This is a genomic window from Enterobacter sp. P82, from assembly GCF_037053385.1.
Classification (GTDB): domain Bacteria; phylum Pseudomonadota; class Gammaproteobacteria; order Enterobacterales; family Enterobacteriaceae; genus Enterobacter.
On sequence record NZ_JBALHX010000002.1, the window covers coordinates 140,999 to 156,780 of the forward strand.

Annotated in this window: 14 protein-coding genes; 6 read left to right on the forward strand and 8 right to left on the reverse strand. The window is 51.1% G+C overall.

Annotation, left to right across the window (positions count from 1 at the left end):
* Positions 1-211: 211 nt before the first annotated feature.
* Positions 212-595, forward strand: coding sequence for a winged helix-turn-helix transcriptional regulator (locus WB237_RS13490; protein ID WP_374760264.1), 384 nt, complete (start codon positions 212-214; stop codon positions 593-595).
* 76 nt (positions 596-671) lie between these two features.
* On the opposite strand, the gene WB237_RS13495 is transcribed toward WB237_RS13490, so the two are convergent.
* A complete protein-coding gene (locus WB237_RS13495) occupies positions 672-2,615 on the reverse strand; it encodes a bifunctional 2',3'-cyclic-nucleotide 2'-phosphodiesterase/3'-nucleotidase (RefSeq protein WP_336213796.1) in 1,944 nt (647 codons plus the stop codon).
* A 190-nt stretch (positions 2,616-2,805) separates the two neighbouring features.
* On the opposite strand from WB237_RS13495, the gene cysQ reads away from it, so the two are divergent.
* Positions 2,806-3,546 (forward strand): 3'(2'),5'-bisphosphate nucleotidase CysQ, encoded by a 741-nt coding sequence (gene cysQ / locus WB237_RS13500; RefSeq protein WP_114979623.1) that lies wholly within the window; start codon positions 2,806-2,808, stop codon positions 3,544-3,546.
* Here the strand turns inward: cysQ and WB237_RS13505 are convergent.
* Positions 3,540-4,097 (reverse strand): YtfJ family protein, encoded by a 558-nt coding sequence (locus WB237_RS13505; protein WP_028016470.1) that lies wholly within the window; start codon positions 4,095-4,097, stop codon positions 3,540-3,542. The two genes, cysQ and WB237_RS13505, sit on opposite strands and share 7 nt — an antisense overlap.
* Positions 4,098-4,420: 323 nt before the next feature.
* Here WB237_RS13505 and WB237_RS13510 point away from each other — a divergent pair, with 323 nt between their 5' ends.
* A complete protein-coding gene (locus WB237_RS13510) occupies positions 4,421-4,627 on the forward strand; it encodes a DUF1107 domain-containing protein (protein ID WP_028016471.1) in 207 nt (68 codons plus the stop codon).
* A 71-nt stretch (positions 4,628-4,698) separates the two neighbouring features.
* Here the strand turns inward: WB237_RS13510 and WB237_RS13515 are convergent, their stop codons facing one another.
* The gene (locus tag WB237_RS13515; protein WP_028016472.1) at positions 4,699-6,036 is read right to left on the reverse strand and encodes a hemolysin family protein; all 1,338 of its coding nucleotides are present in this window, start codon (positions 6,034-6,036) and stop codon (positions 4,699-4,701) included.
* 606 nt (positions 6,037-6,642) lie between these two features.
* Between WB237_RS13515 and WB237_RS13520 the strand changes: the two genes are divergently transcribed.
* The 3 genes from WB237_RS13520 (at position 6,643) to WB237_RS13530 (ending at position 9,153) form a co-directional block, all read left to right on the forward strand.
* The gene (locus tag WB237_RS13520) at positions 6,643-7,353 is read left to right on the forward strand and encodes a hypothetical protein (RefSeq protein WP_336213801.1); all 711 of its coding nucleotides are present in this window, start codon (positions 6,643-6,645) and stop codon (positions 7,351-7,353) included.
* Positions 7,354-7,363: 10 nt separating this feature from the next.
* Positions 7,364-8,773 (forward strand): PAAR domain-containing protein, encoded by a 1,410-nt coding sequence (locus tag WB237_RS13525; RefSeq protein ID WP_336213803.1) that lies wholly within the window; start codon positions 7,364-7,366, stop codon positions 8,771-8,773.
* A gap of 68 nt (positions 8,774-8,841) precedes the next feature.
* Positions 8,842-9,153, forward strand: a complete 312-nt coding sequence (locus tag WB237_RS13530) for a hypothetical protein (RefSeq protein ID WP_336213806.1) — start codon at positions 8,842-8,844, stop codon at positions 9,151-9,153.
* Positions 9,154-9,541: 388 nt separating this feature from the next.
* Here the strand turns inward: WB237_RS13530 and WB237_RS13535 are convergent, their stop codons facing one another.
* The 5 genes from WB237_RS13535 to WB237_RS13555 all read right to left on the reverse strand — a co-directional run bounded on the left by WB237_RS13535 (position 9,542) and on the right by WB237_RS13555 (position 15,620).
* Positions 9,542-11,089, reverse strand: a complete 1,548-nt coding sequence (locus tag WB237_RS13535; protein ID WP_336213807.1) for an MFS transporter — start codon at positions 11,087-11,089, stop codon at positions 9,542-9,544.
* Positions 11,090-11,168: 79 nt separating this feature from the next.
* Positions 11,169-12,191, reverse strand: coding sequence for a Gfo/Idh/MocA family protein (locus WB237_RS13540; protein ID WP_336213809.1), 1,023 nt, complete (start codon positions 12,189-12,191; stop codon positions 11,169-11,171).
* 12 nt (positions 12,192-12,203) lie between these two features.
* Positions 12,204-13,271 carry a Gfo/Idh/MocA family protein gene (locus tag WB237_RS13545; RefSeq protein WP_336213812.1) on the reverse strand — a complete coding sequence of 356 codons (1,068 nt, stop codon included), beginning with the start codon at positions 13,269-13,271 and terminating at the stop codon, positions 12,204-12,206.
* 2 nt (positions 13,272-13,273) lie between these two features.
* Positions 13,274-14,452 carry a Gfo/Idh/MocA family protein gene (locus tag WB237_RS13550; RefSeq protein ID WP_336213814.1) on the reverse strand — a complete coding sequence of 393 codons (1,179 nt, stop codon included), beginning with the start codon at positions 14,450-14,452 and terminating at the stop codon, positions 13,274-13,276.
* Positions 14,453-14,468: 16 nt separating this feature from the next.
* Positions 14,469-15,620 carry a Gfo/Idh/MocA family protein gene (locus tag WB237_RS13555; protein WP_336213816.1) on the reverse strand — a complete coding sequence of 384 codons (1,152 nt, stop codon included), beginning with the start codon at positions 15,618-15,620 and terminating at the stop codon, positions 14,469-14,471.
* Between the last annotated feature and the right edge of the window lie 162 nt (positions 15,621-15,782).

Consider the following 15,782-nt stretch of genomic DNA (forward strand, 5'->3'; position numbering starts at 1 on the left):
AAATGAATGAGTTGTCAGTAAGCTGCTGCATTCGGACGATATTGATGTACTTAAGTATACAACTTTAATGTCATTTTGCGAGGTTAGCGGTACAACTTTAATGTTAGCGGTACAACTTTATTGTCACATTACAACTCCTTCGTGTTTGTCTTGTGTTGTGGCACACTATCACTGACACTAACTTTTAGTAAGTACGTACAAAAAGGTAAGTATGAAAATGACGTCAACACTCAGTGAACTGTTACGAGACGGAAACCTGTTTGCCGAACAGTGCCCATCGCGCGAGGTGTTAAAGCATGTTACAAGCCGTTGGGGCGTGCTGATCCTGGTGGCGTTACGTGATGGCACGCATCGCTTTAGCGATCTGCGCCGCAAGATGGGCGGCGTGAGCGAGAAAATGCTGGCGCAGTCGCTTCAGGCACTGGAGCAGGACGGGTTTGTTGATCGCGTTTCGTATCCGGTTGTGCCGCCGCACGTAGAGTATAGTCTGACGTCGTTAGGTATTGAGGTCAGCGAGAAAGTCGCCGCGCTGGCGGACTGGATTGAGGTGAATACGCCGAAGGTGATGGCGAACCGGGACGATCGCGCGGCCTGATGCATTCACCCTGTCCCCCTCCCTGTGAGAGAGGGAGCAAACACTAATAACGGCAACGTGTGTTGCCGTTTTGTTTTTACCTGCTCAAATCCACCTGATAAATCGCGAACCCGATATCGTCCGCCGCCACCTTCTTCATCGGGTACTGTGCCTTATCCTTAATGAACGTTGCCGCCTTATCGGACGGTGATGTTTCAAAGCGGATGTCCAGCTTCGTATCGCTGTGAATCGGGGCCAGGCGCCAGTTGTTATCCACCGCCGGGTGAATTTCGCCTGCTTTTTTCGATTCTGCGCTGATCCATGCGGCCAGTACTGAGCGGTTTTCATCCGGTGAGGCAAAGGCGATGTGGCTGTCGCCTGTCCCGGCAAACTTACCGCCATAGGCGCGATAGTTATTGGTCACGACCAGGAACGTGGCATTCGGATCAATGGCTTTGCCATTGAAGGTCAGGTTTTTGATGCGCTCCGCCTGCGGGTTAATGGCCTGACATTCGCCGTCATATTTTGCAGGTTGGGTGACATCAATCTGATAATTTACGCCGTCGATCACGTCGAAGTTATAGGTGCGGAATCCGTCCCAGTTAATCAACGATTGCGGTTTACTGCTGTGTGGATCAATCTGGTTGAACTGCCCGGCGGAACACTCAAGCCACTCTTTCACCTCTTTGCCCGTTGCTTTAACCACCACCAGGGTGTTCGGGTAGAGATAGAGGTCGGCGGCGTTACGGAAGGTCAGCTGGCCTTTTTCGACTTCAACATAGCTGGCTGGGTCGTTCTTACGCCCGCCCACTTTGAATGGCGCAGCGGCTGACAGCACCGGCAGTTTTGCCAGATCCGGATCGCCCTGAACGAAGTGCTCGGCGTAGGCTTTCTGCGCCATGTTGACGACCTGGACGGTCGGATCGTCCTGAACCAGCGCCAGGAAGCTGTACATATTGTCAGCGGATTTGCCGATCGGCTTACTGACAAACTCGCGCGTGGCGTCGTGATCGTGCTTCAGCACGTTGACCAGTTTCTTATCTTCAGCAGCCAGTGATTTTTTGGTTGTTGCGTCGTAAATCGGACGTGCTTCGGCTTTGGACTGAGTCACTTTCCACTGCCCACTGTCATTATTCAGCACCAGATCGACGACGCCGAGGTGGTCACCCCACATCCCGGGCATAACCGACGGTACGCCATTGAGCGTCCCTTTTTCGATGTCAGCCCCTTTGATGCTGGCGAAATCTTTACCGGGGAAGACCGCGTGAGCATGGCCGAAGAGGATCGCGTCGACGCCCGGAACTTCACTCAGGTAGTAAACCGAGTTCTCCGCCATCGCCTGGTATGGATCGGCTGAAAGACCTGAGTGTGCAACAACGACCACTAAATCGGCCCCTTTCTCGCGCATCTCTGGCACATATTTGCGTGCGGTCTCGGTGATGTCATTAACGGTCACTTTACCGCTGAGGTTTGCCTTATCCCACGTCATGATTTGCGGCGGCACAAAGCCGATATAGCCGATTTTTAGCGTCTGTTTTTTACCGTCCTTGTCGACAACTTCGGTCTCTTTAATCAGGTAAGGGGTAAACAGCGGCTTTTGGGTCTTAACGTCGATGATATTGGCGTTAACGTACGGGAACTTGGCCCCTGCCAGTGCATCATGCAGGTATTTCAACCCGTAGTTAAATTCGTGGTTTCCCAGGTTGCCGACGGTATAGTCCAGCGTGTTCATCGCTTTATAAACAGGATGGATCTCGCCTTTTTTCAGCCCCTTTGCCGCCATGTAATCGCCAAGCGGACTCCCCTGAATGAGATCGCCGTTGTCGACCAGTACGCTGTTTTTCACTTCTTCGCGGGCGGCGTTAATCAAACTGGCCGTGCGTACCAGTCCGAATTTTTCCGTAGGGGTATCTTTGTAGTAATCGAAGTCCATCATGTTGCTGTGCAGATCGGTCGTTTCCAGAATACGCAGATCGACTGTCGCTGCCTGCACGCTCGCTGCAATCAGCGTCGCCAGGAGCGTTGCGCTAAACTTAATCATCAGAGGAGTCCTTTTTTCGATCCAGGCCACAAAAGAGTATGTATCTATAGCTTGTTGCTTACAGAAATGTGAATCCTGACAGAAAAATGCGTGCTGAAACCGGAATTACTTCACAGATAGCGGAATTGTTCACATTACGATATAACTAAAACAAAGAGTTAACCTCACTGCGTTAACAAAGAGGTGGAGAATGTTAGATAAAATTTGTCAGCTCGCACGGGATGCGGGGGACGCCATCATGCAGGTGTATGACGGTGTAAAACCCATGGAGGTCGTCAGTAAAGCGGACGACTCTCCGGTCACGGCAGCGGATATCGCTGCGCATAAGGTGATCCTGCAAGGGTTGCAGGCCTTAACGCCGGAGATCCCTGTATTGTCAGAAGAGGCACCGCAGAGCTGGGATGAACGTCAGCACTGGCAGCGTTACTGGCTTGTCGATCCGCTGGACGGTACTAAGGAGTTCATCAAGCGCAACGGTGAATTCACCGTTAACATCGCGCTGATTGAGAAGGGCAAAGCGGTGCTCGGCGTGGTCTATGCGCCGGTGATGAAAGTAATGTACAGCGCCGCAGAAGGTAAGGCCTGGAAGGAAGAGTGCGGTGTGCGAAAGCAGATTCAGGTTCGCGATGCACGCCCGCCGCTGGTGGTAATTAGCCGCTCTCACAGCGACAGCGAACTGCAGGAGTATCTGCAACAGTTGGGTGAACACCAGACCACCTCAATTGGCTCATCGCTGAAATTCTGCCTGGTGGCGGAGGGGCATGCGCAGCTGTACCCTCGCTTTGGACCAACCAACGTCTGGGATACCGCCGCCGGACATGCCGTTGCTGCGGCCGCCGGGGCACATGTCCATGACTGGCAGGGTAAGCCGCTGGACTACACCCCGCGCGAATCCTTCCTTAACCCCGGCTTCCGCGTCTCGATTTATTGAGCCAGTAGCTTGTGCAGCAGGGCAACAACCTGCTGCACCTCTTCCTGGGTTAACGCCCCGTCTTTCACCCACTGTACCCGACCATCTTTATCCAGCACGATAATCGCGGAGCTCTCTTCTTCCAGCTGCCAGGCCTGACGCGTCACGCCGTTACTGTCGACGATAAACTGCGACCACGGGTAGAGCTTTTTATTGCTCTCAAGACTTGAACGGACAAACATACCGGAGCCAGGAATAGCGTCATCGGTGTTCACAATCGTGGTGGTCTGATAGCGGTCGTGAGGGAATTTTGCCGCCTTGATCGCTTCCACCAGGTTGGCATTTTTCTCTTTTGCGGATGTACGACCGGCAATATGTTGTACAACTCTCACTTTGCCTGCGAGCTGCGCGCTATTCCAGGGTTTGTAGCTAAACTTATCATTGTCGAGAATCAATTCTCCCCGGTCAGCAATGCCGACTGGCGGTACACGTTGTCCTTTTTCAATATTGTGAGCGCAAGCCCACAGAGGCAGCAGCAGGCAAGCCGCTGCAAGGATATTACGTAGGGTCATGGCGTTTCCTTATTGTTTGCAGGTGATCCGACCACTTGGTCTTACGCTTTTAATCATAAGTGCGATCAATGTGGTTTTCCCGCAATTGCGGTGCCAGTTTGCGGGTTAACGCACATATCCATGAAAAAACGACGCCTTATACTGCCCTGAGTCACGCTTTGCAAAGATTATTCTGAATAATTGTAATCAAACGGTAAATAAACTTATGCATACTGGGTATCAAGGTTGTTCTGGTCTATAGTCAATAGGCATTAAATTTGCGCTCACGACAGTCGGGCCGATTGTGGCGCCGCAAGAGCGTATGATTCGCAGGAGATACAAGAATGAAAATTTTCCAACGCTACAACCCGCTTCAGGTGGCGAAGTACGTGAAGATCCTGTTCCGTGGACGGTTGTATATCAAGGATGTTGGCGCTTTTGAGTTTGATAAGGGCAAGATCCTCGTCCCAAAAGTGAAGGATAAGCAGCACTTGTCTGTGATGTCCGAAGTCAACCGTCAGGTTTTGCGTCTGCAAACTGAGATGGCTTAACCAGCGTGCTATGCAGTAGTTAAAAAAACGGCTCCCGATGGGAGCCGTTGATGTTTGTGGGGGAAGGAATTTTACGCTGACACCTTCTCTTCCACATCCGGCAACTTCGGTACCAGCACGGTCGGTTTGTTGTCGATACGCGTCACCAGCAACTGGTCGATGCGGTAGTTATCAATATCCACCACTTCAAACTTGTAGCCAGAGAACTTCACTGAGTCGGTACGTTTCGGGATTTTGCGCAGCATAAACATCATAAAGCCGCCGATGGTCTCGTAGTTACCGGACTGCGGGAACTCGTCAATATCCAGCACGCGCATCACGTCTTCAATCGGTGTGCCGCCATCAATCAGCCATGAATTATCGTCACGCTGAACAATCTGCTCTTCCAGGCCCTGGCCAACCAGGTCACCCATCAGGGTGGTCATCACGTCGTTCAGGGTGATAATACCTACCACAAGCGCGTATTCGTTCATGATCACCGCGAAGTCTTCCCCGGCGGTTTTGAAACTTTCCAGCGCTTCTGAGAGGGTCAGGGTATCCGGCACAATCAGGGTATTGCGGATTTGCACGCCGCTGGTGAGCGCCAGGCTCTGGTTTGCCAGCACGCGGTTGAGCAGATCTTTGGAATCGACATAACCGATGATGTGGTCGATATCTTCATTACAGACGAGGAACTTGGAGTGAGGATGCTCCGCCACTTTGTTCTTCAGACTCTGCTCATCTTCATGTAAATCGAACCAGATAATGCTTTCACGACCCGTCATGGAAGACGGCACGGTGCGGGATTCCAGTTCGAATACGTTCTCGATCAGCTCGTGTTCCTGCTTACGCAGCACCCCGGCCAGCGCACCCGCTTCCACAACGGCATAGATATCGTCAGAGGTGATGTCATCTTTGCGCACCATTGGCAGCTTAAAGATGCGGAAAATCACGTTCGCCAGGCCGTTGAAGAACCATACCAGCGGGCGGAAAACAAACAGGCAGAAGCGCATCGGGTTGATGATACGCAAAGCCACAGCTTCTGGCGCAATCATACCGATGCGTTTCGGGGTCAGATCAGCGAAGAGGATGAACAGGCCTGTCACCAGCGAGAAGGAGAGAATAAAGCTCAACTGCTCGGCGAGTTCGGCGGACATGTACTGAATAAAGAGGCTATAAAACGCTGGCGAGAATGCTGCATCGCCCACGATACCACCCAGAATCGCGACCGCGTTCAGGCCAATCTGCACCACGGTGAAAAACGTACCGGGATTTTCCTGCATCTTCAGAATGCGTGAGGCGTTGATGTTGCCTTCATCGGCAAGCAGTTTGAGTTTGATTTTACGGGACGCGGCCAGCGAAATCTCAGATATCGAGAAAAATGCACTGACGGCAATAAGACAAAGTATTACTAAAATACTGTTTAACATAGTTTATCCGGCTTCTCGCCAGATCCTCGGAAGGGAAGTTGATACCATTTGTGTGAAAACACGTAGAACGTCAGCTCGTAGCGTTGAGCTGATTATTTCAGCGGGTAGTATAGCGTAAAGGAGTGTAAACCTGCCAGAGGTCACGTTTTTGGCGTTTGTATACCGCTTAGCGTCGGCTTTGGGAATAATTCTCATTTAAAGAGGGTTTTCATGCAATCTTTACCGGATCTTTATCCAATCTTTATACAGCGAAATGTCCGTTTCTTATACAGCCCTATAAAGACACTGTAGGATTACGATTACAGATCAACCGTGTGGATTCAGGGCTGAAGGACAGGGTTGCCGATCTTGATTACTACTGGCTACAGGAGCGAGGTAGTATGTGCCAGCCAGCATATATGGTACTTGACCGTTCTCAATAACTACCAGCATAGGCATAAGGTCGCAAAAGCGGCCTTTTTTAATGGCAATTAAATGATATCTCAGTACTTTCTGTTTTATGTATTTGTGGCAAAAATGTGAGGTTAATAGCTCAACTTCTGTACAAAACCGTAATATTCATGTGAGAATTAGAGTCTAAAAAAAACAACACGAGAACAGGACGTTATGACCAAAAAGATTCATTTTTATGCACCAGGTACAAACGATTACATTAGCCCAACTTTACTTTTCTCAGTTGCCCGGATGACGGTAAATGATGACGGGGTTCAATGGTTAGAGACTCAGTGGGTTGGCGGTGGCAATGTTCAGGGGATGGCTCTTTACACTTCGATTCTTGATGCGGCAATTGCTGCTGAAGTACTGAATCAGGCAGAAACCCCGTCGGAATGGAAGGTTTACCCATTCTCTGATCTGAACATTACAGAGATGATGATCAACACGAAAACCCATAAATCGCATTACGGCATGATGCTTGTGTTTGGGTTCTCAATCGATGATTTCAGAAACCTTATACTGCAATCTGATCTATACCGAACTCTGCAATTCCCTGAATCATTCCCTATCGGTGACGGCTTAGATCCCATCACAAACAAGGTAATCCTGAAATTCGATGAATCCCTGTTCGAGGGGATGAATGGTTACTGGCATGAAGAGTTTCCTAGCTACTGTGAATCAATGGAGATCCTGAACTCTCAACCTCTCGACTTCATAAAAGAACATGCCCGGAATGCTGTATCAACGGCACTTGTCACTGCAACACCGATGATCAGCCCGGCAATGCAACACTGTGTATCCACCTATTCCATCGAAAAGCAAATGTGGATCGTATCTTCTCTGGCAGTGAATGGTACTAAACCTGCTAACAAACTTCATTAAGGATAATTCTATGGCTATTGGTCATTTTCTGAGGATTGGCGACAAGACAACGTGCGGCGGTAGTATTCTTTCAGGTTCCCCAAATCATAGCTTTGGGGGGATTGCGACTGCGAGAAATGGCGATTCTGTCTCTTGTGGTAAAGATGGCAAGGTATACCATATCGCAGGTGGTATCCCCACTTACTCGATTCATGGAGTTGCCGCAGCAGGTACCTTGCATAGCCGCAGTACATGCCCCTGTAACGCAAGTTTCATTTCGTCATTCCCAAATGCTTCCTATTGGGTCGAGGAGAAGAAAGCTGTTAAGGCTGTCCCTGTAGTTACTGCCGCCCCTTTAGCTGCTCCTGCACCAACAAAAGCGGAAGAACCCGTACAGCACGCCCAGACAGCTAAAAAACCACATAAGGAAGAAACTAAACGTGAACCAGTAGATGCTGGCTTTTGTGTACTTCCTTACGGTGCTGAAACTGGAGCCTATGAACGATATCTGTTCGAAAGTGAACCGCCAGCAGGAACACGTGAACTTTACCGTTCACTTAATGGAGAAGGTAAGGAATACAAAGCTGGTTCTATCCTACTTGTTGTTGATCCAGAAAAACAGGACAGTGATCAGATCGCACATATGCAGGTGGCTAAACAACGTATTGATACAGCATTAGAACCGCTTACGCATAAAGAGGCTAACTTCTTACACGATCACTATGCAACAATAGCTAACTTTAGCAACATCGCCGATAAAGGAATCGGGCTTGCTGCTGAACCTGTTGGGAAGTATTTCGAAAATATAGAGAAAATCCTGAAAGAAATTCAGGAAACGTACAAGAATACATACATCACAAGAGGGGCTTTGATTGGTGAGCAATTCTATGTAAGGCGTGCTCAACTATTCAAGGAACTTGATCATGTACTTAAAGTCGGCTTCCTTAATAAAGGTATGAAACTTGGTGAGTACAACGACTTAAAAAGTGCTCTTGGTTTATCAACTAAATCGATAACTCATAAATGGAATGAAACGGGAATAAGTGATATTGATGGCTACGCTACACATATAGAGCGAGCGGCAAAATATGTAGCAGCTATGCGATATGTTGGTTATGTCGGGATCGGCTTTAGTGCTTTGCATTCTATCAATGAAATAAATGAGGCTTGTTCTGTTGGTCGTGAAAGTGAATGTACTAAAAAGAAATACACGGAAATAGGTAGCTTTGCAGGGGGGCTTACTGGTAGTTATGCTGGCGGTGCTGCTGGTATTGGCCTCTGTTCTGTCATTTTGGGGGCTTTAACAATAGAAGCTGCCGGAGCAGGTGCATTAGCTTGTGGTGTAATTCTTGGTACTGGTGGGGGGTATGTAGGCGGAGAGTATCTCTCAGACAAAGGTGAAGAATATGGTGAAATAATTTATAACGCAGTAGGAAAATGATGAAAATTGTATCTGCTATCATATTCATATTGTTTGTCTTATCGACAATTGTAGCATGTGCATATTCGGTGACGAAGAATAAACAACACCTTTTATTGTGCGATATTTTTAAAGAACGATTTGGATATGTACCCGCAGGTATAATCCTTGCACAAGCAGGGGGGATATTCTTAGCTTTTCAAAAAGATATGTACTTCATCTTCCCATTTGCTTTTAAAAAGGGAAGTTTTCCAGTGAGAAATATGAATCCCGAACATTATGATTTCATCAAAAATTTACCTAAAGAGGAAGTATCGTGGCTAAAAATTAAGTTCACTTTATTCTTAACAATGATTGTTCTGTTTTTTACAACCATCATAACATCTTACTTATTTCTCTAATTCTATTTTATAAAGCCGCTAAAGCGGCTTTTCTTGTACGTGAATACGAAAGCGATTAGGTTACTAGTCTTTAGAGCACAAAATAATCAAATCCCAGGCTTCCCGATTTTTGACAAAAATCTTAAGTAATCTTTTACTCAGGAAAAAGTACAGTCAGTTTTAATCTGCCTTATTTGATATCTCGTTCACTTGATCAGGTTTAACCCCCCCCCGACAAAATGCCGTGTACCCTGACCTCGGTACTGAACTTTTCACTAACCTTAAATTGACCAAAAAACAAACGATCAAAAATCTCTTTTGGGTAGAGCGTAAAGAGAAGTAAATCTGCCAGAGGTCACATTTTTGGCATAAAACAGACCGGACAGCGGGCGCTGTCCGGTACATCGCGTTATTTCACAGTAGACAGGCGGACATCGCCCACCGCCCGACGGGTGGCATCGCCTCCCCACACCTGGTCATACTCATAACCCGTTAACTGCTTAATCACCACACGGGTCCTGGCATCACAGTCGCGGTAATCACCGCCCAGCTTACGGCGTGCTATCTCCTTCAGGAGCAGCTTATGGGTCTCACGGGTGAGCTTGAATTTGTAGGTGGTAAAGAAGCTTACCGCCAGCAGGGCGGCCGTCGCGAAGATCATCAGGCCTATAATCGCCCCCAGCGCGCTTTCAGGCTGCATGCCGCTGCCCTTCACAAAGCCAGACTCCTGCAGCACAAGGCCAATAATCATGATGGCAATCGCCACGGTGCTTTTGCGGGTCAGGACCATCACACCGGCAAAAATGCCTTCGCGGCGCTGCTGGGTCACCATCTCATCGATATCCGGAATGAAGCTGTAAATGTTCCACGGAATATAATAGAGCCCGGAACGGGCGGCACCCAGCAGGATAAAGACCGCCGAGAACAGCAGCGTCGGCACCTGCGTTTTAGTGAGGTAGACCGTAAACAGGAACGCCAGCACCAGGAGGATACAGCCGTACGCGAGTCGCAGGGCGGCAGAAGGCGTCATGTTCAGACGGTTCAATAGCAACATAAATCCATAGGTACCCGGTACTGAGGCAAAGGCTGCAATACTCAACCAGCCGGATACCGCTGAGGCATCCTGGCTCAGGCAATACACGACATAATAGGTAAAGACCGACCCGAATACGTCCATCGCCGTGAACGAAAAGATGTAAATAATAATATGCAGTCGGAACGCGCGAATACGGAAGGAGGAAAAGAGATCCAGCACCAGATATTTCAGGTGATTTCCCAGCCCGCTTTTACGCTGAATATCCGCCTTAAAGTTGGATTCATGATGAACATCCTTCGCTTCCCAGGTGGTGTACCAGGTAATAAATACTGCAAGGCAGAACACACAGGAAAATATCAACCCGGTGAGGGTATAGGTAAACGGATTATCTTTCCCCGTGAACTGCATAATCACGCCGGGAACGGAAACTGCAAGAAAACCGCCTAACTGGGAGCAGATCATGCGTACACCGGAGAGGCGGCTACGCTCTTCATATCGGTTGGTCATCTCTGCTGCCAGGGTCTCCCAGGGCACCAGCACCATCGCCGACAATAACTCAATAGAGAGGTAGGTGCCAAGGTAATACCAGTAACCCATATCCGTTAGCCATAGCAGGGCATACAGAAACATCAACGGCGAACTGAGCAATAAAAAGAAGCGGCGACGGCCAAATTTACGCCCGAGCCAGGTATCACCGAAATTATCAGTGATATAACCCATTATCGGGCTTAATAACGCATCAATCACGCGAGCTATGGCAAATATAGAGCCCGCTTCAATCACCGAGAGTCCGCAATAGGTGGTGTAAAAAAAGAGCAGCCAGGTGCCGATAATGGCGAAAGCACCTCCGCCAAAGAGGTCGGTTACGCCGTAGCCAAGAGCCACGCTATAACCCACTCTGCGTTCAGTTGGTTTGACCATAATAATATCCAGTGTAGGGTAATGATTAACCCGTTGTTTTGGGTCGTTTTTTATTTACTGCTGGAATACAAATTACGTTCTAGTTATTGATATCTATCCATTGTCTTAATTGGGATGAGCGGTAAATAGCCTCCACAAGGGTGAGTGATTTTCCGGCTTCACGGATGTCGGTGTACTCCGCGTTTTCCGGGTGGGTGATTGCGTGGTAAAAACGGCAGATTGCCTGCTGGTGTCCCAGCCCCCAGTAGCTTTTGACCGAGCCATCCGGGGAGTCATCGCTCACGAGCCTTACGCACTCGCCCGGCGTCACGCGCCAGAGCGTATTGTCGTTCAGCAGCAGCGAGCCGTACTCACAGTGGATCTCCAGCAGGAGCGGGGAATCGGTGGTATTGCAGTTGCTGGCGTAAAACAGGCCGCGCGCACCGTTGGCAAAATGCAGTGTCGCCATCGCGCTGTCTTCTCCCTCAGTCACGTCCGCCAGTTCACCGCGATCAACCACGCCTTTTACCCGCGTCACGCCGCCGGCGAACCACTGCATCAGGTCGAGAGTATGAATGGCCTGGTTGATCAGCAGGCTCCCCCCTTCCGTTGCCAGCCGACCACGCCATGGGCTTTTGGTGTAATACGCGCCTGCGCGTGACCACGTCAGCACCGCTTTGATGCTGAGCATTTTCCCCAGCTCACCATCGTCCAGCACCTGGCGAATGCGCAGGCTGGTGGGGTTGAGTCGGTTCTGATAACACACGCCGAGCAGCCCCCGCGCCTGTTCAGTCGCGCGGGTGATATCCATGAGCTCGCTGCTGTTCAACCCCACCGGTTTTTCACAGAAAACATGCTTCCCGGCGGTGAGCGCCGCCAGGATCATGCGCTTATGCTCGAAATGCGGTGTGCAGATATGAACCACGTCGATGGCATCGTCCAGCAGCATTTCCCGGTAATCCTGATAAAAGCGACACTGGTAGTCCATCGCCAGCTTCAGTCCTTTGCCACTGTCGATATCTACCAGCGCGCGCAGCTCGACGTTGGGCAACTGGCGCAGTGCGTTCACATGGCAACCGTGAATCGCCCCGGCACCGATAACTGCCGTGTTCAGGATCGTCATCGTCGCCTCCCGTTATTCCGTCGCGTTGGCCAGCATCTGAGCTTTCACGCAGAGCTCCGCCGCTTTGAAAGCATGCGCCTGGGTCATGGCGTTTTCGGTACGATACAGACAGTCGAGGATCAGTTCGCCAAAGAACGGGAACCCGACCTGACCAGCGACCGGATAACGGAACTCTCCCTCTTTATTGACGAGATACACCACGTCCTGCTCGCCGTGGGTGAGATCGACATATTTACGGATCTCGATATACCCGTCAGTGCCGAGCAATGTCAGACGGCCATCACCCCAGGTAGAGAGCCCGTCAGGGGTAAACCAGTCGCAGCGGAAATAGCCGCTGGCACCGTTTTCCCCTTTCAGCATGGCATCGCCAAAATCTTCGAAAGCGGGATACTGCGGATGGTTGAAATTACGGACCTGGCTGGCGACCACGGTGGCGTTACTGTTGCCCGTATAAAACAGGAACTGCTCAATCTGGTGGCTGCCGATATCGCACAGAATGCCGCCGAAATAGCGTCTATCGTAGAACCAGCTCGGGCGGCCGGCACCTTCCCGGTGCGGACCCGTACCCAACGTTTGTACGACGCGACCAATAGCCCCTTGCTGCACCAGTTGTCCGGCAAAGACCGCGCTCTCCACGTGCAGGCGTTCGCTGTAATACACCGCGTATTTCTTCCCGGTTTTCTCCACCATCGCTTTGGCGTCTGCCAGCTGTTCAAGGGTGGTGAGTGGCGCTTTATCCGTGAAGTAGTCCTTGCCTGCGGCCATTGCTTTCAGCCCCAGTGCGCAGCGCTCGGACGGGATGGCCGCCCCCGCCACCAGACGCACTTCGTGGTCGTTGAGTATCACCTCCAGTGACTCCGCCACTTTTGCCTGCGGGTACTGCTGGATAAATTTATCCACTTTTGCCGGGTCAGGGTCGTATACCCATTTCAGCGTGGCACCCGCTTCAATCAGGCCATTACTCATACCGTAGATATGGCCGTGGTCGAGCGCGACAGCGGCAAAAATAAACTCACCTTCCCTGACAACGGGCTGGGGTTTGCCCACCGGTGCATAATTCATTCCGTCATTTTTGTTCATGCTTAGATTCCTTGATCCAGATCTTTGCCCAGAGGGATTGCGCCGACTTCGCTGAAGTTGGCCACGCTTGCAGATTTTTCATAAAAACGGGGGGCGAGGGCATTGGTCCCACCGGTGCGGTAAAAGGGGTCGTCACGCTGAATTGGCAGCGAGACCACGGTGCGGGTAATGGCGGATTTATAGATCGCGGTTATCAGCTCCAGCGAGCGTTTACCCTGCAGGCCATCTACTAACGGTGCCGAGCCGCGCTCGATGGCATAAAGCAGGTCGTTAATCTGCCCGGTGTGCAGCGTCCACTCGAGCTTAGGCGTCTCGTGAAAAACAGCGTTGAGCTGCGCTTCGCGCTTCTGGTCGTGGGTTTCCTGCGGGAAGCCGTTATCGGCACTAACGCTGGCAAAGGCCTGCCACGGTGCGGAGATGCGCGCTTTATCACCCTGGATGATGATTTTCTGATCTTCCCCGTGGTGCACGACCGAGGCGGTAAGTTGGGTGAGTGCGCCGCTGGGGTATTTAAATATCGCGGCGCTGAGATCTTCGACTTCAGCGTTGTCGTGCGCCACGTTGGTCATCATCGCCACCACCTCGGACGGGAAGCCGAGCATCCACTGAATGGCGTCGATGTGGTGAACCGCGTGGTTAAGCGTGCAGCCGCCCCCCTCTTTTTCCCAGGTGCCGCGCCACCACAGGTCGTAGTAGCAGTGTCCGCGCCACCAGAACGAATCCACCTGGGCATGGCAGACCTTGCCCGCCAGACCTGAATCCAGCGCCGCTTTTAAACGCCAGAAGGCATCGGTAAAGCGATTTTGGGCAATGATGGCGAGTGTTTTGCCGCTGGCCTGTTGTGCGGCGATCATCGCGTCACACTCCTCCAGCGAGGCGGCCATCGGCTTTTCGCACAGCACATGGCAACCTGCATTGAGGGCATTAATGCTAATCTCAGCATGTACGTAGGGCGGTGTGCAGACGTCGACGATGTCGATGTTTGGCTCTGACGCCAGCATCTGCTGGTGGCTTTCATACACGCGGACGTCTGTCAGGCCGTAGCGCGTTTTTTTCTCGTGGGCTTTTTCCGGGTAGATATCGACCAGCGCGACAATCCGACAGCGCTGACCAAACTGCAAATAGCCCTGAATATGGTTATGCGAGATATTCCCTGTTCCCACAATAGCGACATTTAACATCGATTCTTCTCCGGAGTTACCAGGTGCCAGAGGCATCCAGCGTGACGCTGGTTGTCTCTTTAGCCACTGAAGTGCTGATACGCTGTTGAAGCAGGCGCAGATACTGTTTCTCGTTGAGCGGCAGGTCGACCCAGTCGTCTGTCCAGGTGGAGAGGTGCATTGCGTTGGAGAGCGTTAACCCATGGATCCCTTCCAGACCAGGTGCAATCAGCGGCTCGCCGCGCAGGATGGCGGCACAGAAGTTGGTGGTAATGACGTGGTGCTCGCTGCATTCCGGGTCGACGGGAAGCGTGACCTCCCAACACTCGGGTTCACCAAAACCGTTTTGCCAGCGGGCGTTGAAGGCGGTTTCGGACTCACGCAGTCGCCAGTAGCGCAGTTTCCCTTCTTCGACGACCACTTTGCCGCAATCACCGACGATCTCCAGCCGGTTGGTCCCCGGTGTTTCCGCCACGGTAGTGATAAACACACCCGTCGCGCCATTGGCATACTCGGCATAGGCGGTAACCTCGTCTTCCACTTCGATATCACGATGCTTACCGAACTGGCAAAACGCGCGCAGACGAACCGGCATGCCGACCAGCCACTGCCAGAGATCGAGCTGATGCGGGTCCTGGTTGAGCAGTACGCCTCCGCCTTCACCTTTCCAGGTGGCGCGCCAGCCGCCGGAGTTGTAGTAGCTCTGCGAGCGATACCAGTTGGTGATGATCCAGTTGGAGCGGCGGATCTCGCCCAGCTCGCCGCTGTCGATCAGATCTTTCACCTTCTGGTAGAGCGGGTTCGGGCGCTGGTTATACATGATGCCGAACACCACATCGCACTCGTTGGCGCAGGCGTTCATCTCCTGTACCTGGGCGGTATACACACCTGCCGGTTTTTCACACAGGGTATGGATGCCGTTGCGCATCGCCAGCATTGACAGGCGTGGGTGGTCATAGTGCGGCGTCGCGATAATCACTGCGTCGATAAGACCGCTCTGGAGCATCTCCTGTGCGTCACTGAACAGAGGAAGGGAGCCGACCAGTTGACGAATGGCCGGGTGTTTTTCCAGCGCATTATCGCAAACGGCGGTAAGACAGGCGTCGCTGACCGAACCCGCCAGTAAATAACGCGCGTGGACCGTACCGATATTCCCTATTCCAATAATGCCAAAACGTACCTTATCCATGTCACACCTTTATTTCAGTTGAAATGAGTGATGACCGGAAAATAGGAAAGGGGAGCCGCAGCGACAATGTGTTTTTGTGAGAATACTCGCAAGGTGATTAAGTAATCTCCAGGCTTTCTGAAATTTAGTTTTAAAATCAAACAACTGTTTCTGCAAATATTT